Source organism: Agrobacterium sp. 5Ca39 (assembly GCF_055382365.1).
The window spans coordinates 2,381,696-2,399,975 of the sequence record NZ_AP026436.1; the positions used below are offsets into that span (position 1 = coordinate 2,381,696).

The 18,280-nt window shown below is 59.3% G+C and carries 16 protein-coding genes; 9 read left to right on the forward strand and 7 right to left on the reverse strand.

What is annotated here, in order from left to right:
- Positions 1–166: 166 nt before the first annotated feature.
- Complete coding sequence (locus tag ACZ47E_RS11710) at positions 167–1,345, forward strand: M20 aminoacylase family protein (protein ID WP_278067070.1); 1,179 nt, start codon at positions 167–169, stop codon at positions 1,343–1,345.
- A 76-nt stretch (positions 1,346–1,421) separates the two neighbouring features.
- Here the strand turns inward: ACZ47E_RS11710 and ACZ47E_RS11715 are convergent, their stop codons facing one another.
- Positions 1,422–1,565: a hypothetical protein gene (locus tag ACZ47E_RS11715; RefSeq protein WP_004443999.1), complete on the reverse strand. Its 144-nt coding sequence runs from the start codon at positions 1,563–1,565 to the stop codon at positions 1,422–1,424.
- 227 nt (positions 1,566–1,792) lie between these two features.
- On the opposite strand from ACZ47E_RS11715, the gene ACZ47E_RS11720 reads away from it, so the two are divergent.
- On the forward strand, positions 1,793–2,896 hold the full coding sequence (locus ACZ47E_RS11720; RefSeq protein ID WP_278067071.1) for an NAD(P)/FAD-dependent oxidoreductase: 1,104 nt from the start codon (positions 1,793–1,795) through the stop codon (positions 2,894–2,896).
- 11 nt (positions 2,897–2,907) lie between these two features.
- Here the strand turns inward: ACZ47E_RS11720 and ACZ47E_RS11725 are convergent, their stop codons facing one another.
- From ACZ47E_RS11725 to denD, 4 genes are all read right to left on the reverse strand, one after another.
- Positions 2,908–3,882, reverse strand: a complete 975-nt coding sequence (locus tag ACZ47E_RS11725) for a threonine ammonia-lyase (protein ID WP_112765651.1) — start codon at positions 3,880–3,882, stop codon at positions 2,908–2,910.
- A 110-nt stretch (positions 3,883–3,992) separates the two neighbouring features.
- Complete coding sequence (locus tag ACZ47E_RS11730) at positions 3,993–5,777, reverse strand: IlvD/Edd family dehydratase (RefSeq protein ID WP_004444006.1); 1,785 nt, start codon at positions 5,775–5,777, stop codon at positions 3,993–3,995.
- A gap of 9 nt (positions 5,778–5,786) precedes the next feature.
- Positions 5,787–6,689: an NAD(P)-dependent oxidoreductase gene (locus tag ACZ47E_RS11735; protein WP_006698294.1), complete on the reverse strand. Its 903-nt coding sequence runs from the start codon at positions 6,687–6,689 to the stop codon at positions 5,787–5,789.
- Positions 6,686–7,672, reverse strand: a complete 987-nt coding sequence (gene denD, locus ACZ47E_RS11740; RefSeq protein ID WP_037090136.1) for a D-erythronate dehydrogenase — start codon at positions 7,670–7,672, stop codon at positions 6,686–6,688. Before denD ends, ACZ47E_RS11735 begins: the two co-directional genes overlap by 4 nt.
- 200 nt (positions 7,673–7,872) lie before the next feature.
- Here denD and ACZ47E_RS11745 point away from each other — a divergent pair, with 200 nt between their 5' ends.
- The 6 genes from ACZ47E_RS11745 (at position 7,873) to ACZ47E_RS11770 (ending at position 14,390) form a co-directional block, all read left to right on the forward strand.
- The gene (locus ACZ47E_RS11745) at positions 7,873–9,318 is read left to right on the forward strand and encodes an FAD-binding oxidoreductase (protein ID WP_278067072.1); all 1,446 of its coding nucleotides are present in this window, start codon (positions 7,873–7,875) and stop codon (positions 9,316–9,318) included.
- Positions 9,319–9,436: 118 nt separating this feature from the next.
- Positions 9,437–10,153 carry a FadR/GntR family transcriptional regulator gene (locus ACZ47E_RS11750; protein ID WP_035207984.1) on the forward strand — a complete coding sequence of 239 codons (717 nt, stop codon included), beginning with the start codon at positions 9,437–9,439 and terminating at the stop codon, positions 10,151–10,153.
- Between the two features lie 195 nt (positions 10,154–10,348).
- On the forward strand, positions 10,349–11,509 hold the full coding sequence (locus tag ACZ47E_RS11755; protein WP_278067073.1) for a fumarylacetoacetate hydrolase family protein: 1,161 nt from the start codon (positions 10,349–10,351) through the stop codon (positions 11,507–11,509).
- 21 nt (positions 11,510–11,530) lie between these two features.
- Positions 11,531–12,061 carry a TRAP transporter small permease gene (locus ACZ47E_RS11760; RefSeq protein WP_004444021.1) on the forward strand — a complete coding sequence of 177 codons (531 nt, stop codon included), beginning with the start codon at positions 11,531–11,533 and terminating at the stop codon, positions 12,059–12,061.
- Positions 12,062–12,065: 4 nt separating this feature from the next.
- Positions 12,066–13,343 (forward strand): TRAP transporter large permease, encoded by a 1,278-nt coding sequence (locus tag ACZ47E_RS11765; RefSeq protein WP_004444023.1) that lies wholly within the window; start codon positions 12,066–12,068, stop codon positions 13,341–13,343.
- 39 nt (positions 13,344–13,382) lie between these two features.
- Complete coding sequence (locus ACZ47E_RS11770) at positions 13,383–14,390, forward strand: TRAP transporter substrate-binding protein (RefSeq protein ID WP_037090135.1); 1,008 nt, start codon at positions 13,383–13,385, stop codon at positions 14,388–14,390.
- Between the two features lie 101 nt (positions 14,391–14,491).
- On the opposite strand, the gene acs is transcribed toward ACZ47E_RS11770, so the two are convergent.
- A complete protein-coding gene (acs, locus tag ACZ47E_RS11775) occupies positions 14,492–16,444 on the reverse strand; it encodes an acetate--CoA ligase (RefSeq protein ID WP_004444026.1) in 1,953 nt (650 codons plus the stop codon).
- Between the two features lie 230 nt (positions 16,445–16,674).
- Here acs and ACZ47E_RS11780 point away from each other — a divergent pair, with 230 nt between their 5' ends.
- A complete protein-coding gene (locus ACZ47E_RS11780) occupies positions 16,675–17,376 on the forward strand; it encodes a DUF1013 domain-containing protein (RefSeq protein WP_167497188.1) in 702 nt (233 codons plus the stop codon).
- A 57-nt stretch (positions 17,377–17,433) separates the two neighbouring features.
- Here ACZ47E_RS11780 and ACZ47E_RS11785 read toward each other — a convergent pair whose 3' ends face one another.
- Entirely contained in the window at positions 17,434–18,093 is a 660-nt protein-coding gene (locus ACZ47E_RS11785) for a YggS family pyridoxal phosphate-dependent enzyme (protein ID WP_072495178.1), read from the reverse strand.
- Between the last annotated feature and the right edge of the window lie 187 nt (positions 18,094–18,280).

Consider the following 18,280-nt stretch of genomic DNA (forward strand, 5'->3'; position numbering starts at 1 on the left):
AATGCCCCAGGACATCAATAGTTCCATGCCACCTGTCGCGACCCGATGCAAGCGCTGAATTTCAGGCCGTCTGAGTGCCTGCGGCGCCCCTTACATGCCCATGCATATGCTGCTATGTCATTTTGAAAAAGCACCGTAAAAAACGGCGAAACCCGGGACTTCGAAAATGACCAGACAGACCGCCACCATGACGTCTTTCGCCAATCATATGCCGGATGTGGTGGCAATCCGCCGCCACCTGCACCGTCACCCTGAAATAGGCCTCTCCGAGTTCAAGACCTCGGATTTCATTGCCGAACAATTGCTGGCGATGGGGTACGAGGTAACGCGCGGGCTCGCCGGCACTGGCGTTGTCGCCACGCTGCGCAATGGTGACAGCACGCGCACGCTTGGCATTCGAGCCGATATCGACGCCCTGCCGATCCACGAAGAAACGGGGGCGGAGTATGCGAGCGCCAATCAGGGCGTGATGCATGCCTGCGGCCATGATGGCCATACTGCCATGCTTCTCGGCGCAGCGAAGATCATAGCCGAACGCAGGAATTTTAACGGAACACTGCATCTGATCTTCCAGCCGGCGGAGGAAAATTTCGGCGGCGCCCGCATCATGATCGAGGACGGCCTGTTCGACCGCTTTCCCTGCGATGCGGTTTTTGCACTCCACAACGACCCTGGCCTGCCCTTCGGGCACTTCGTGCTGCGCGACGGGCCGATCCTTGCCGCGGTCGACGAGTGCAAGATCACCGTCAACGGTTATGGCGGCCACGGTGCCAAACCGCAGGATGCCGCTGATCCTATCGTTGCCGGGGCAAGCATCATCATGGCGCTGCAGACGGTGGTTTCACGCAACATCCATCCGCAGCTGTCGGCGGTCGTCACCGTTGGCGCCTTCCATGCCGGTGCCGCCAGCAACGTCATTCCCGAAACGGCGGAAATGCTACTGACCATCCGTTCCTTCGATCCGGGCGTGCGCGATGAGCTGGAAAAGCGCATTCGGGCGATAGCCGAAGGCCAGGCGGCCAGCTACGGCATGAGCGTCACCATCGATTACGAGCGCGGTTATAATGCAACCGTCAACCACAGGGCGGAAACGGATTATGTCGCCGATCTCGCCCGCCGTTTTGCCGGGCCTGAAAAGGTCGCAGAAATGCAGCGCCCGTCGATGGGCGCGGAAGACTTTGCCTACATGCTGGAGAAACGGCCGGGCTGTTATTTCTTCCTCGGCACCGCACGAACCGACAACGACCCGCCGTTGCACCATCCAAAATTTGATTTCAACGACGAAATCCTGCCAATCGGAACCGCTTTCTGGGTCGATCTTGCGGAAGATTACCTGAAGTCGTGAATGGGAATGAAAAAGGCCGGTCGGAGGAGCGACCGGCCTTTTGTTCTCAAATTACCTGATGAGAAGATCGGGAGGATCAGGGAACGAGACCGAATATGACGGCAGCGACAAAGGCCATGCAGACGCCGACGAGAGCCGCATGAACCGAATCTTTCCAGTTGCGCGGCGACTGGGGCTGCGAAACAAAGTCTTTTACTTTTCCTGCCTTGGAATAAGACATTGTACACTCCCTTCCTGCTCGGCCCTTCAAAGCGGGCATTGCTTATTTCACTCGTAGAATAGCTTTATTCCCCACTGTTTCAGTAGAGATAATATTCCATAAGATACGTGCATCGGGAAAAATACGGATTGCAACTTGCCGGGCGGCAAGCATCAATCTACCCATTGCGCGGCATCAGCGCGACGGGGCGCTTTCCGTCTGAAGGCAATGCGGACACGGAAAATACCATGACAGATATCGACGCCATCATTATTGGAGCCGGTGTGATCGGCCTGGCGACAGCGCGAGAACTCGCTATGCGCGGCCTCTTCGTCGTCATCCTGGAAAGCGAAAAGGAATTTGGCTCGATCACTTCCTCCCGCAACAGCGAAGTTATCCACGCAGGCCTTTATTACCCGCCTGGAAGCCTCAAGGCCCGACTTTGCGTGGAGGGCAAGGAGCGTCTTTATGCTTTCTGCCAGAGCCACGGCGTTGCTCATCGCCGCTGCGGCAAACTCATCGTCGCCACGAGCCATGAAGAGACGGCCATGCTCGCCACTCTCCAGGAGAAGGGCAAGGCCAACGGATGTAACGATCTTGAGCTGATTGATGAACGACAGGCGGTTTTACTCGAACCCGCGCTTACCTGCGTTGCAGCCCTTACGTCACCTTCGACCGGTATCATCGACAGTCACGGATACATGCTGGCGCTGTTCGGAGACGCACAGGATCACGGCGCGGCCATGGCCGTCAACGCCCCCTTCGAAAGGGCGGAAGTGGCGGGCGATGGTTTTCGGATCCACGTCGGCGGCGCGGAGCCCACCAGCCTGACGTGCCGGCTGCTCATCAATTCCGCCGGACTTGTTGCGCCGATGTTGGCGAGAAAGATAGAGGGATTGCCGGAGGATGGTATCCCGCAGGCGCGTTTCGCCAAGGGCAGCTATTTTTCGCTGGCCGGCAAGTCACCCTTTTCAAGGCTCATCTACCCGGCACCTCATACTCATGGCCTTGGCGTACATCTCACCCTCGATCTTGCTGGGCAGGCTCGTTTCGGCCCGGATGTGGAGTGGGTGGACGCCATCGATTACGCCGTCGATTCCCAACGCATGGAAGGTTTTGATGATGCGATACGGCGTTATTGGCCGCGCCTTCCCGACCATGCGTTGATTCCGGCCTATTCTGGAATCCGGCCGAAGATTTCAGGTCCGGACGAACCCGCTATGGATTTCCGCATTGACGGGCCGGAGACGCATGGCGTCAACGGTCTCGTCAATCTCTTCGGCATCGAAAGCCCCGGCCTTACTGCCTCGCTGGCCATCGCCAACGAGGTCGCGGCGCGGCTTGGGGCTTGATCCCAACCCGCTCAGCCGAAACGGGACAGCGCACCCGTCATGACCTCCGGATCGACATTGCCGCCGGAAGCGACTGCGATCACCGTTTCACTCTCCAGTTCATCGCCATGGAAGAGGGCCGCCGCCAGGGCCACCGCTCCACCGGGCTCAACGACGATCTTCAGCCGGTTGAAGGCGAGAACCATTGCCCGCAGCGCTTCCTCTTCGGTCACGGCGATGCCTTTCCCGCAAAGCCCAACCATGATCGGGAAGGTGATGTTACCGGGCTGCGGCGTAACGATCGCGTCGCAGATCGAACCCGAGGTCGTGGCGTTCCGCTCGATCTTGCCCGAGGCAAGAGAGCGTGCCACATCATCGAACCGCTCCGGTTCCGAAGTCCTGACCTTATAGTTCGGTGCTTTCGCTGCAAGCGCAAGGGATATGCCGGATGTAAGGCCACCGCCGCCGCACGGCACCAGGATCTCGGCTGAATCGATACCCAGTTCCGCCCCCTGTTCAGCAATCTCGAGCCCCACCGTCCCCTGCCCGGCAATGACCAGCGGTTCGTCATAGGGCCTGATCAGCGTCAACCCGCGCTCGCGCGAAATGCGGTCCCCAATGGCATCGCGATCCTCATTCGCGCGGTCATAAAGCACCACCTCCGCGCCATAAGCACGGGTATTGTCGATTTTGATCTTCGGCGCATCCGTCGGCATGATGATGACGGCGGGAACGCCGTGGAGGCTGGCGGCAAGCGCCACGCCCTGCGCATGGTTACCGGAGGAAAAGGCGATGACGCCTTTGGCGCGGACCTCCGCAGGCAGGCCTGAGACGGCCGACCAGCCGCCACGAAACTTGAAGGAACCCGTTCTTTGCAGGCATTCAGCTTTTACGAAGAGCTTTCGCCCGGCAATCTCGTCCAGAAAAGGTGATGAGAGAAGCGGCGTGCGAACCGCTTGAGTGCCGATGCGCTCCCGCGCGGCTTCTATCATCGAAATATCAGTCATGTCCTGCCCCTATAATGCGGATGTGCAGGCACCTTATGAGGTCACACGCATTTACGAAACTGCCCGAAAAGAAAAATCCCCGGACGTGGCCGGGGATTCTGGTCGTGTGATCAATGATTGTGCCGGGGCATCTTCTCGGCAATGCGGCGGAAATCCGCAGCGCCTTCCAGAACCGCGCCGTCCGAAAGCTGCGTTACCGACTGACGATAAATGCGCTGCCAGGGCGTCGCATCCGCGGGAACAGCCGGAATGCCGTCTGCCTTGCGGGCTGCAAGCTCCTCATCCGGCACCAGCACGTTACACTCGCCCTTGTTGAAGTCGATGCGGATCACATCGCCCGTGCGAAGCCACGCCAGGCCACCGCCGGCAGCACTTTCGGGCGAGGCGTTGAGAATGGACGGACTGTCCGCCGTTCCCGATTGCCGGCCGTCGCCGATCGTCGGCAGGCTGGTGATTCCTTTTTTCAAAAGCGCATCCGGCGGCTGCATGTTGACGACCTCGGCCGAGCCGGGCCAGCCAAGCGGCCCCGCACCACGAATGACGAGAATGGTACGCTCATCAATATTGAGGGACGGATCATTGATGCGGGCGTGATAGTCTTCCGAACCGTCAAAAACCACGCATCTGCCCTCGAAAATTCCCTCGTGCCCCGGCTCGTTGAGATAGCGCTGCCGGAACTCCGCCGAGATCACGCTCGTCTTCATGATGGCGAAATCGAACAGATTGCCCTTGAGAACCAGGAAACCTGCCCGTTCCTTCAGCGGCTTGTCATAAGGAAGGATCACATCTCGGTCGGTCGATTCCCGACCTTCCAGATTTTCCGCCACAGTTCTACCGGTCACGGTCCGACAGCTTCCATCGAGCTTGCCCGCCTGCAGAAGCTCCCACATGATGGCGGGCGTACCGCCGGCGCGGTGATATTTCTCGCCGAGCCATTTGCCGGCCGGCTGTATGTTGGCCAACAGCGGAATATCGTAGCCGTGGACCTGCCAGTCCTCTTCACGGAGTTCAACGCCCGCATGTTTTGCCATGGCCGCGAGATGCGGCTGGGCATTGGTAGAGCCACCGATCGCCGAGTTGACGCGGATCGCGTTCAGGAAGGCTTCGCGCGTCATGATGTCCGAGGGCTTGATATTCTCAACAACCAGTTCGACGGCGCGGCGGCCGGTGCGATAGGCCATCTGGCCGCGTTCACGGTAAGCGGCGGGGATTGCCCCGCAGCCGGTGAGCGACATCCCAAGCGCTTCCGCGATGGCGTTCATGGTCGACGCCGTGCCCATGGTGTTGCAATGTCCGACCGATGGCGCGGATTCCAGCGCCGCCTGCAGAAACTCCTCCCGGGTGATTTCGCCAGCGCCATATTTGCGGCGCATGCGCCAGATCACAGTGCCGGAACCGACCAGATCGCCCTCATGATAACCGTCGAGCATCGGCCCGCCGGAGAGCACGATGGCCGGAATATCGACCGTGCTCGCCGCCATCAATGCCGAGGGCGTGGTCTTGTCGCAGCCCGTCGTTAACACGACACCGTCGAGCGGATAACCGTAAAGCACTTCCACGAGGCTGAGATAGGCAAGATTGCGGTCGAGCGCTGCCGTCGGGCGCTTGCAGTTTTCGAACATCGGATGGGTCGGGAATTCGATAGGAATACCGCCCGCATCACGGATGCCGTCGCGCACACGCTTCACCAACTCCACATGGACGCGGTTGCAGGGCGTAAGATCGCTGCCGCTCTGGGCGATGCCGATCACCGGCTTGCCGGAACGCAGTTCTTCCGGCGTCACGCCATAATTCATGAAGCGCTCCAGATAGAGCGCCGTCATGTCGAGATGATCAGGGTTGTCGAACCAGTCCTGCGATCGCAGCCGGCGCATGGGTGTCTTCTCGTCGCTCATAAGCCTGCCTCAGCCCTGTTCGCGGTTGTTGAGTTTTTCGAGGTAAAGCAGGATGCCGCTGTGATCGATATCGGCACCGCCGTCACCAACGAAGTCGTCGAATTCCCGCGTCACCTGCTGCGTAAGCGGCAGGGTAAGCGACAGGTCCTTCGCCGTTGCCAACACGCCATTCAGATCCTTGAGCTGGAATTTGGATGGACCACCCGGCACGAAATTGCGCTTCACCATGCGTTCGCCATGCAATTCCAGTATCCGGCTTTCGGCAAAGCCGCCACGTATGGCATTGCGGAAACCTTCGCGAGAGGCTCCTCCCGCTTCCACCAGCATCATCGCTTCGGCAACCGCGCCGATCGTAATGGCGACGATCTGCTGATTGGCGAGCTTGCAGAGCTGGCCGGCACCCGAGGGACCCACATAGGTGAGCCGGCCCATCGGTGCAAAGACATCAGCAAGATCCGCGATCAGCGCCTCGTCTCCACCGGCCATGATGGCGAGTGTACCGGCCGTCGCGCCCGGCACACCGCCCGAAACCGGTGCATCGACGTGATGGATGCCAAGCGCCTGAAGCCGGGAGGAGTGTTCACGCGCGATCGGCGGCGCAATCGAGCTGCTGTCGATGACGACAGCCCCCTTTTTCAGCGCTTCGGCCACGCCGGCCTCGAACAGCACCTCGCCCACGGCCTTGCCGTCACTCAGCATGGTGATGACAATATCGGCGCCCTTGGCTGCATCTGCCGGCGATGCCGCGACGACCGCGCCATCGGCAACAAGAGCCTCGGCCTTATCGACACTGCGGTTCCAGACCGTGACCGAAAAGCCCGCACCCAGCAGGCGCCGGGCCATCGGCCCTCCCATCAGGCCGGTGCCGATAAAGGCGACCGAGCGCTTCTTCTCCTCCCCGCCGACACTCATTTCAGTGAACCTCCCAGTTCGTCCTCAATATGAACCTGAATAATCTCTTCGAAGGAGCTTTCCGCCGTAAAGCCCAGTTCGCGGGCACGCTTGGCTTCGAAACCGGGCGCCCAGCCTTCGCACATGCGCATGATCATCTCGTTCGGCTCGCGACGGATGAGGGCGACGGCCTTTTCCCCCGCCACCTTGCGCAGTGCCTCAATCTGCTCGCCGACGGTGGCGCTGAGGCCCGGCATCGACAGGTTGCGGCGCGGGCCGACCTTTTCTACGTCGATCGTGGCGCCATGAATAAGGAAACCGACGGCGGAACGCGGCGAGGCGTGCCAATGGCGAATGCTTTCCGGCACCGGCAGAACCGCCTCCTGGCCAACCAGCGGCTCGCGCAGGATATTGGAGAAGAAGCCGGAGGCAGCCGCATTCGGCTTGCCGGGACGAATGCAGATAGTGGGAAGGCGAATGCCGATGCCGTCAAAGAAACCGCGGCGGCTGTAGTCGGACAGGAGCAATTCGCAGATAGCCTTCTGCGTACCGTAGCTGGTCAGCGGCGTGGTGTGGAATTCGTCCGGGATCGGATAGGGAAGCGGCGCACCGAAGACGGCGATCGAGGAGGTGAAGACCACGCGCGGCTTGTAGCCATCCTTGCCGTTGGCAAGGCGGATGGCATCGAAGAGATAACGCGTGCCGTCGAGATTGATGCGGTAGCCCTTGTCGAAATCGAGTTCGGCTTCGCCGGAGACGATGGCGGCAAGGTGGAAGATGACGTCCGGACGGGCTTCGACCAGCTTTTCGGCTTCGCCAGATGCGGAAAGATCGGCCGCGCGCGCATCGACGGCACCGGAAAAACCGGCAGGCGCTTCGGGCTGGAACACGTCGATAAGCGTGAATTTCTCCACCGCCTTGCCACCCAGTGACCCGTCCTTGACGAGACGCTGCGTCAGCTTGCGGCCCACCATGCCAGCGGCGCCAATAATTGCGATATGCATGTCTTCCTCCTCTTTGTCCCGGTCGTTCTCCCGAGACCGAAAAAACATCATCAGCCAACCGACCGATAAATTAGCTTGTAAGGTTGTCTGATAACCTTATATTATCGAGTTGAAAATAGTATTTTTTCACAAACCGGCAAAAGCAAGGGCGAAGAAGCCTTGCCCGGACATTTCAGGGCGGATTGAGCGGAGAGGGTGGAATGACGATCGTCAGCGAACACGATATCGGGGAATTGCGATTCTCGCTGAAGAACAGGTTGGGCGAGGCTTTGGTGCTCACGTCGCCGGAGGACATGCTGCGTTATTGCCGGGACTGGCATGGCGACGTCACCAGTTCGGCTGTAGCTGTGATCCGTCCCCGGTCGACGGAGGAAGTATCTGATACGGTGCGCGCCTGCGCCGAACTCGGACTCGCCATCATCCCTCAGGGCGGCAATACCGGTCTTGTACTCGGCGGCATTCCCGATGCGCCTAAACGCCAGGTCGTTCTGAGCCTCGAGCGCATGAACGCCATCCGCACCATAGACAGCGATGATTTTTCCGCCGTCGTGGAAGCGGGCTGCATTCTCTCGGAATTCAAGGACGCGGTGCAGGACAAGGGTATGTTCTTCCCGCTATCACTTGGGGCCCAGGGTAGCTGCCGTATAGGCGGTAATGTCTCCACAAATGCCGGCGGCATCAATGTGCTGCGGTACGGGATGACGCGCGAACTGGTCCTGGGTCTCGAAGTGGTGCTACCGGATGGCACTATCTGGAATGGGCTGTCGACGCTGCGCAAGGATAATCGCGGCATCGACCTGAAGCAGCTTTTCATCGGTGCGGAAGGAACGCTCGGCATTATCACCGCCGTTGCCGTCAAGCTTTACCCCAATCCGGAACACGTCGAAACGGCGCTGCTCGGCCTCAATTCGCTTAACGATGCCATCAAGCTTTACCGTCGCGCCCGTCGCGAATGCTGCGACCTGATGTCTGCCTTCGAATTTATGCCGCCGGTCGCCTTCACGCTGGCGATCGAGGCAATCCCCGACCTTAAAATGCCGATCGCCGGTGACTACCCGGCCTATGTACTGATGGAAATTTCAGGCTCCGGCCTGGTCGACACCGCAGACCTGATGGGCCGCTTCCTCGAAGGCGTCATGGAAGACGGGCTGGTGCTGGATGGCGTCATCGCATCGTCACGGGCGCAGGCGCAATCGCTTTGGCTATTCCGCGAAGGCATGAACGAAGGCCAGGCGCTGCGCGGCAGCCATATGCGCACCGATATTTCCGTACCGCTGTCAAAACTCGCGGCTTTCGTGGCCGAAGCCGAGGCGGAACTGGCGGAAAAACTGCCGGAGTGCCTCGCTGTTTCCTACGGCCATGTGGGAGACGGAAACGTCCACCTCAACGTGCTGCCGCCAAACGGTTCGACGCCGGAAGAGCGCGAAGCATTCATCCACAAGTCCAAAACGCTCGTCAATGAGGTGCTCGACCGTTACGTCGGCAGCATCAGCGCCGAGCACGGCATCGGCCGGTTGAAACGCTCGGATTTCGAAAGCCGGCTATCTGATGTGCAGCGGCGGATGATCACTGGCCTGAAAAACACCTTCGACCCTGATTTGCGGATGAATCCCGGTTGCCAGATAACCCTGCAACCGGATAGCTAATCAAGGTACGGCAGAGGCGGCTGAAAACGCCGCCTTAAAAAACCCCGCTGACGGCGAAGGAGGAAGTCGTCTGCAGCGGGAAAAACGAACCAATCGTTTCTGTGGAACGGGAGCAACCATGACGCTGGAGTTCAATCAGATACATCGCAACGATCATCTCCCCGGCCGCATCGCCGCAGAGATCGCACGCGAGATCAACGATTCGAAACTCGGGCCGGGCGACAGGCTGCCGACTGAACATGTGCTGGCAAAAACCTTCGGGGTGAGCCGCTCTGTCATCCGCGAGGCGATAGCACAATTGCGCAATGAAGGTTTCGTCGAAACCCGGCAGGGCGTGGGCGCATTCGTCACCGATCCCCGGCAGAGACTGTCCATCCGCATCGAGCGCTCCCGGCTGAACGATCCGGAGAACTTCCGCGATCTATTCCAGCTTCGCATGCCGCTGGAAATAGAAGCAGCAGGGCTGGCGGCATTGCATCGTAGCCCGCAGCAGTTGGCGCGACTGGCCGCGGCACTGGAAAAGATGAAAACCGCCGACGATTGGTCGACGGAAGGCGTTGCCGCCGATCTGGACTTCCACCGTATTCTGGCTGAGGCCACACAAAACGAATATTTCCTGATGTTCCTCGGCTTCATTGCGGAGCGCATCAGTTCCGCCATCAACATCGCTTTCTCCCGGGCGGTTTTTGGGGAAATTCTCGAGGTAACGATTGCCGAACATGTGGCAATTTACGAGGCCGTGGAAAAAGCTGATGCGCCCGCGGCCAAGAACGCGATGCGCAAGCATCTGATTGGTGCGGCGAGCCGCGTCAATCTGGAGCTGGATATATTTTGACTGGAAAAAAGGACTGGCAGTCAAGCTATAGGACAGGTTTCCGCGCTTCATGAGCGATACATGATAAATTTGTCCGCGAGACCGCTAGACTCGCTCGAAAAGTCATACTAAGAAGAATAAGATTAGGTTGTCAGACATCCAGACAATAAGACCGCAGGAGGCGGCCTGTCGGAAGTCTGAAAGGGGAGGATATACATGGCCGGCGTAAGGTCGATCGACGCTACCGCAATTTTGCCTGAGGATTATGAAAACGCTTTGCTCGTCGGCCGCGTCTGGTCGAAAAGCGAAGGCGGCCCCTGCCCCGTCCTCCTCAAGGATGGCGTGCTTTATGACCTCACATCTATTTCTCCAACCATGTCAGAGCTTCTGGAGAAGACCGACCTGGTGGAGCAGCTCAAGGACACCGGTACTTTCGTCGCCTTAGGCGCGCTGGACGCGTTTCTGGACGGCTCAGCCGGCGATCTCCTCGCTCCCAACGATATTCAGGCCGTCAAGGCTGCAGGTGTCACCTTCGCCGACAGCATGCTGGAACGCGTGATCGAGGAACAGGCCAAGGGCGATCCGCTGCGTGCGCAGGAAATTCGCGGACGGCTGGCGCCTGTTCTTGGCGACAATCTCAAGGGACTTGAGGCCGGCTCAGAAAAAGCCGCCGAGGTGAAAAAACTGCTCCAGGAAATGGGCCTCTGGTCGCAATATCTGGAAGTGGGCATCGGCCCGGATGCGGAAATCTTCTCCAAGGCGCAGGCCATGGCCTCCGTCGGCTGCGGTGCCCTGATCGGCGTCCATCCCAAATCGCAGTGGAACAACCCTGAGCCGGAAGTGGTGTTGGCCATCACCTCTGACGGTCGCATTGTCGGCGCGACGCTCGGCAACGACGTCAACCTGCGCGATTTCGAAGGCCGCTCCGCCCTGCTGCTCAGCAAGGCGAAGGACAACAATGCCTCCTGCGCAATCGGCCCGTTCATCCGCCTGTTCGATGGCAACTTCAGCATTGAAGATGTGAAGAAGGCGCAGATTTCTCTTCTGGTCGAAGGAGAGGATGGTTTCACCATGACGGGCGTCAGCCCCATGGAGGCGATCAGCCGCACGCCGGAAAACCTCGCTTCGCAGCTCTTGAACCGTAACCACCAATATCCTGACGGCGCAGTCTTTTTCCTTGGCACGATGTTCGCGCCGGTAAAGGACCGCCATGGCCCAGGTCTCGGCTTCACCCATTCAAAGGGTGACCGTGTCGAAATCTCCACGCCCAAGCTCGGTAAGCTGATCAACTGGGTCACGACGACTGACGAATGCCCGGAATGGACGTTCGGCACCGCGGCACTGATGCGCAACCTAGCGAAACGAGGGCTGCTCTAGATATTTCTTCGGGAGGGGAAAATGCAAAAGACCATCAATCTCTTTTACCGGATTCTCGAAATCATTCTCGTCGCGCTGCTTGCCGGCATGTCGATCATGGTCTTCGTCAACGTCGTCATGCGTTACACGATGAATTCCGGCATCAATGTCTCGGAAGAGCTGTCACGCTACTTCTTCGTGTGGCTGACCTTCCTCGGCGCGGTACTCACCTTCCGCGAGAACAGCCATATGGGCATTGAAACGCTCGTGATGTTTCTGTCGCGCCGCGCCCGCATCGTCTGCATGATCATCTCGAACATCATCATCCTGGCCTGTTCCGCCATCTTCTTCTGGGGCACCTGGAAACAGTCCGGCATCAACGCCAGCATGCACGCCCCGGTCACCAAGCTCTCCATGATCTGGGTCTATGGCATCGGCATGTTCACCGGCGGCCTGATGTTCGTCATCGCGCTGGAACGCCTGTACCGCCTTCTGACGGGCCGCGTGACGGAAGACGAAATCGCCCAGTTTGCGGGCGAGAACCTGACGATCGAACAGCTTTCGGAGCGCTGATACCATGACACTTTTCGTTTTTGTCGGCTCTCTTCTGGGAGCCATGGCGATTGGCGTTCCCGTCGCTTTCTCGCTGATGTTCTGTGGCGTCGTGCTCATGTGGTACATGGGCATGTTCAACACCGCTATCATCGCGCAGAACATGATCTCGGGCGCAGACACCTTCACCCTGCTTGCCATCCCCTTCTTCATCCTCGCTGGCGAACTGATGAATTCCGGCGGCCTGTCCCGCCGCATCATCGACTTTGCGATCGCGCTGGTCGGCCACATCAGGGGCGGCCTCGGCATCGTGGCCATCGTCGCTGCCATCATCATGGCCAGCATCTCCGGTTCGGCCGCAGCCGATACCGCAGCCCTCGCCGCAATCCTCATCCCGATGATGGCGAAGGCCGGTTACAATATTCCGCGCTCCGGCGGCCTGATCGCAGCCGGCGGTATCATCGCCCCGGTCATTCCACCGTCCATGGCGTTCATCGTCTTCGGTGTCGCCGCTAACGTTTCGATCACCCAGCTTTTCCTTGCCGGTATCGTACCCGGTATTCTGATGGGCATCTCACTGATCGTCGCCTGGCTGATCGTGGTGCGCAAGGACGACGTCAAGCCGCTGCCGAAAACCACGGCCAAGGAACGCGTTACAGCCACGGCCCGCGCCGGCTGGGCGCTCGGCATGCCCGTCATCATCCTCGGCGGTATCAAGGCCGGCATCATGACGCCGACGGAAGCCGCCGTCGTGGCTGCCGCCTATGCGCTTTTCGTCGGCATGGTGATCTACCGCGAACTGAAGCCGGCTGACCTGTTCCACGTGCTGCTGCGCGCCGCGAAGAGCACCTCGATCATCATGTTCCTGGTCTGCGCGGCCCTCGTCTCCGCATGGCTTATCACAGCTGCGAACATTCCGAACGAAGTTGCCGGTTACATCGAGCCGCTGATCGACCGTCCGATGCTGCTGATGGCTGTCATCATGGTGCTGGTCTTCGTCGTCGGCACCGCGCTTGACCTGACGCCGACCATTCTGATCCTGACGCCAGTTCTGATGCCCATCATCAAGCAGGCGGGCATCGACCCGGTCTATTTCGGTGTTCTCTTCATCATCAACAACGCCATCGGCCTGATTACCCCGCCGGTTGGCGTGGTGCTGAACGTCGTCAGCGGCGTCGGCCGCATCCCGCTCGGCAAGGTCACGATCGGTGTCTGGCCGTTCCTCGTCGCCGAAACCATCGTGCTGGCGCTGCTGGTGATTTTCCCGGACATCGTCCTCGTGCCTCTGCAGTACCTACGTTAAGTGAAACTTTTTCTCGACCACAATCCAAGGGAGGATATTATGAGAAAGCTTCTTCTGACCACCACGGCAATCGCCTTCGCAGTTGGCGCGGCAGCGCCGGCAATGGCCGAATTCAACAGCCGCAACATCCGCGTTTCGAACGGTATCAACCAGGATCATCCCGTCGGCAACGGCATCAAGGCCATGCAGGCCTGCCTCGACGACAAGTCCGGCGGCAAGCTGAAACTGACGGCATTCTGGGGTGGCGCTCTCGGCGGTGACCTTCAGGCGACACAGGCCCTGCGCTCCGGCGTTCAGGAAGCGGTCGTCACATCGTCCTCGCCGCTCGTCGGTCTCATCCCGTCGCTTGGCGTCTTCGACCTGCCATTCCTCTTCGCCAATGCCAAGGAAGCCGATACCGTCATGGACGGCGCCTTCGGCGACATGATGAACAAGAAGCTGGAAGAACAGGGTCTCGTAAACCTCGCTTACTGGGAAAACGGCTTCCGCAACCTGTCGAACTCCAAGCATGCCGTCAACAAGTGGGAAGATTTCTCGGGCCTCAAGGTCCGCGTGATGCAGAACAACATCTTCCTCGACACCTTCCAGAACCTCGGTGCAAACGCTACGCCGATGGCTTTCGGCGAAGTCTTCTCGGCGCTTGAGACCAACGCGATCGATGCCCAGGAGAACCCCTATGTGACGATCGACACCTCGAAGTTCTACGAAGTGCAGAAGTACATCACGGAGACGAACCACGCCTACACGCCGTTCCTCTTCCTCTTCTCCAAGCCGATCTTCGACAGCTACACGCCGGAAGAACAGGCAGCCCTGCGCGAATGCGCAGTCGTGGGTCGCGACGAAGAGCGCAAGGTCATCCGCGAACTGAACCAGAAGTCGCTGGAAAAGATCAAGGCTGCCGGCCTCGAGGTGAACTCGCTGTCTGCCGAAGAGCAGGCGCGTATCCGCGAAAAGTCGATGGTCGTTTACGAAAAGCACAAGGCTGAAATCGGCGCCGACGTCGTTGACGCCGTTCTGGCTGACCTCAAGAAGATCCGCGGCCAGTAAACCTTACAGCCTACGATGAAAAACACCCGGAGGTTCGCCTCCGGGTGTTTTTGTTTGTGAGGACAGTCAATAGAAAAAGGCTGCCGAAGCAGCCTCTCAGTTCACGCCGTGCGGTTTTGCCGGTTGGCGATGAGGTCCTCGACGACAGCAGGATCAGCGAGCGTCGACGTATCTCCCAGCGCACCAAAATCATCCTCGGCGATCTTGCGCAGGATGCGCCGCATGATCTTGCCGGAACGGGTCTTCGGCAGGCCGGGCGCGAACTGGATCTTATCGGGTGTCGCAACCGGTCCGATCTCGTTGCGCACGTGTTTTACCAGCTCTTCGCGCAGCGCATAGTCGCCGTTCTGCCCCGCCATCAGCGTGACATAACAATAGATGCCCTGCCCCTTGATCGGATGCGGATAACCCACCACGGCCGCTTCCGAAACCTGATGATGCGACACCAGCGCCGATTCCACCTCGGCCGTGCCGAGACGATGACCGGAAACGTTCAGCACGTCATCGACGCGGCCGGTGATCCAGTAATAACCATCCTCATCGCGCCGGCAGCCATCACCGGTGAAATACTTGCCCTTGTAGGTGGAGAAGTAGGTGTCGATGAAGCGCTGATGATCGCCATAGACGGAGCGCGACTGGCCCGGCCAGCTGTCGATGATGCAGAGATTGCCGTCCGCCGGCCCTTCCAGCACATTGCCTTCGGCATCGACAAGCTGCGGTTGCACACCGAAGAACGGCCTTGTCGCCGAGCCGGGTTTCAGATCGGTCGCACCCGGCAGCGGCGAGATGAGAATGCCGCCGGTTTCCGTCTGCCACCATGTATCGACGATCGGACTCTTGTCCTCACCGACCACATGGTAATACCACTCCCATGCTTCCGGGTTGATCGGCTCGCCCACGGTGCCGAGAAGACGGATGCTGGAGCGCGACGAGCGCTGGACGAACTGGTCACCCGCACCCATCAGCGATCTGAGCGCTGTCGGCGCCGTATAGAAAATATTGACCTTGTGCTTGTCGATGACTTCCCAGAAACGGCCCTGATCCGGAAAATTGGGAACACCTTCGAACATCAGCGTCGTCGCGCAATTGGCCAGCGGTCCATAGACTATATAAGAGTGTCCCGTGACCCAGCCGACATCGGCCGTACACCAGTAGACCTCGCCATCCTTGTAATCGAAGACATATTCATGCGTCATCGACGTATAGACGAGGTAGCCGCCCGTGGTGTGCAGCACGCCCTTTGGCTTGCCGGTAGAGCCCGACGTATAGAGGATGAACAGCGGATCTTCCGCGCGCATCTTCACGGGCGGGCAATCCGGTTTCACCGTGGCGATTTCCTGGTGGTACCAGATGTCGCGGCCCGGCGCCCAGCCGGTCTTGCCGCCGGTTCGGCGAACGACCAGAACCTTGTTGACAATGACATATTGCTTGGCGGCGATATCGATCGCCTTGTCGGTATTTTCTTTCAGCGGTATCGGCTTGCCGCCGCGCACACCTTCATCGCAGGTAATGACGAAGGTCGACTGGCAGTCAACGATGCGGCCCGCCAGCGCTTCCGGCGAGAAGCCGCCGAAGACGACCGAATGGATCGCCCCGATGCGCGCGCAGGCAAGCATCGCATAGGCTGCCTCCGGTATCATCGGCATATAGATGGTGACGCGGTCGCCCTTCTTGACGCCGTGCTTCTTCAGCACATTCGCCAGACGGCAGACGTAATCATAAAGCTGGTTATAGGTGATCTTCTTGTCGATATAGGGGTTATCGCCTTCCCAGATGATCGCGGTGCGCTCGCCATGCGTCTTCAGATGCCGGTCGATACAGTTGTAGGAGACGTTGGTGAGGCCGTCCTCGAACCACTTGATTGGCACCCTGCCCTTGAAGGACGTATTCTTGACCTTGGTGTAAGGCTTGAACCAGTCGATCCGACGGCCATGCTTGTCCCAGAATTTTTCTGGATCCTCGACGCTCTCCTGGTACCATTTCTGGTAACGCTCATTGTCGATGAGCGTGCGGGCTTTCGCCGACTTGAGCACCGGGTAGATTTTGGCAGACATGAACTCCTCCTGGAACCGGGTATGGCTTCTGACGCGGCCCGAGACTCCCACCTCAGGCATGTGTTGAATTCATAGCAGGTCAATTGCGCACGGCAATTAGACAAAGGTCATTTGTTTCGCAAAGAATTGCAATTATGATGCAATCCGGTTATAGAGCGGCAATATCCCGGAAATCAGTGGTTGATACCACGCCCGCGACACCGGCGCGGACGGACAGAAGGACTGTATCTATGGCTCAACAATTGCTCATGCCAAAGGCAACGGCTGTATGGCTGGTTGACAACACCGCGCTGTCGTTCGATCAGATCGCCACGTTCTGCAAACTGCACCCGCTTGAAGTCAAGGCAATTGCCGACGGTGAAGCCGCGCAGGGCATCAAGGGCCTCGACCCGATCGCCACCGGACAGCTTTCCCGCGATGAAATCGCCCGCGCCGAAGGCAACCCGAACCACAAGCTGAAGCTTTCCGAGCCGAAGGTGCGCGTGCCGGAATCCAAGCGTCGCGGCCCGCGCTACACGCCGGTTTCCAAGCGTCAGGACCGTCCGAACGCCATTCTCTGGCTCGTTCGCAACCACCCGGAACTGAAGGATGCGCAGATTTCGCGTCTCGTCGGCACCACGAAGTCGACCATTGAGCAGATCCGCGACCGCACCCACTGGAACTCGGCAAACCTGACGCCGATGGACCCGGTCACGCTCGGCCTCTGCAGCCAGATCGATCTTGACCTCGAAGTTGAACGCGCCTCGCGTGGCCGTCCGCTGCCGTCCGCCGAAGAGCTGGACAATACACTGCAGCCGGCGACGGCAACGGAAGGTCTGGATTACAACTTCCAGCGCGAAGAAGACGAACAGATCGACGCCGATGCAGTCTTCAAGAAGCTCTCCTCGCTGAAATCCACGCAGAAGGATGAAGACGAGGACGATCAGTACTGATCGACGTTTTCGAATGCTCGAAACCCGGCCTGAGTGCCGGGTTTTTTGTTTATGGCCTTATCGCGTGCCGAAGATCGCCGAGCCCACACGAACACTGGTCGCGCCGAATTCGACGGCCGTTTCGAAATCCCCGGACATGCCCATGGAGAGTTTTTCCAGGCCACATTGCTTGGCAAGCTTCGCCAGCAGCGCAAAATGCGGACCGGGATTTTCATCTGCCGGCGGAATGCACATCAGCCCCTCGACAGCCAATTTCAACTCATCCCGGCAAAGGGCCACGAAAGCGATGGTCTCACGCGGATCGATGCCCGCCTTTTGCGGCTCGAGCCCGGTATTGACCTGCACATAAAAACGAAGGCTGCGGCCTTGTTTGCTGCATTCCTCGGCAAGCGCGCGGGCGATCTTTTCGCGGTCGACGCTCTCGACGACATCAAACAATGCCACGGCGTCCGCAGCCTTGTTGGACTGCAACGGGCCGATCAGATGCAGTTCTATGCCATCAGTCTTCTCTTTCAGCGCCGGCCACTTGCCCTGCGCTTCCTGCACGCGGTTCTCCCCGAACACGCGCTGGCCGGCATCGATGACGGGCTGGATCGCTTCCGCTTCGAAGGTCTTCGATACCGCGACGAGGGCAACATCTGCCGCCTTGCGGCCGGATTTTTCCGCCACATCCGCAATGCGCTGCCTGACATCCTGAAGTCGTGCTTCGATTTCCATCACAAGACCTTTTTTAACCGTTCGAACCGCTAACTAGACGCCGATCGCCTTGATGCCAAGCGGCTTTAGCACCATTTGAGGCACGCTGGCCAAGATTGAACGTCCGAACGCCCCGCCAAACTTGACGCCCCGGTCGTTTCATGGTGAAGGTCAGCGCACATTTTTCCCCTCGATACCCGGAATTTTA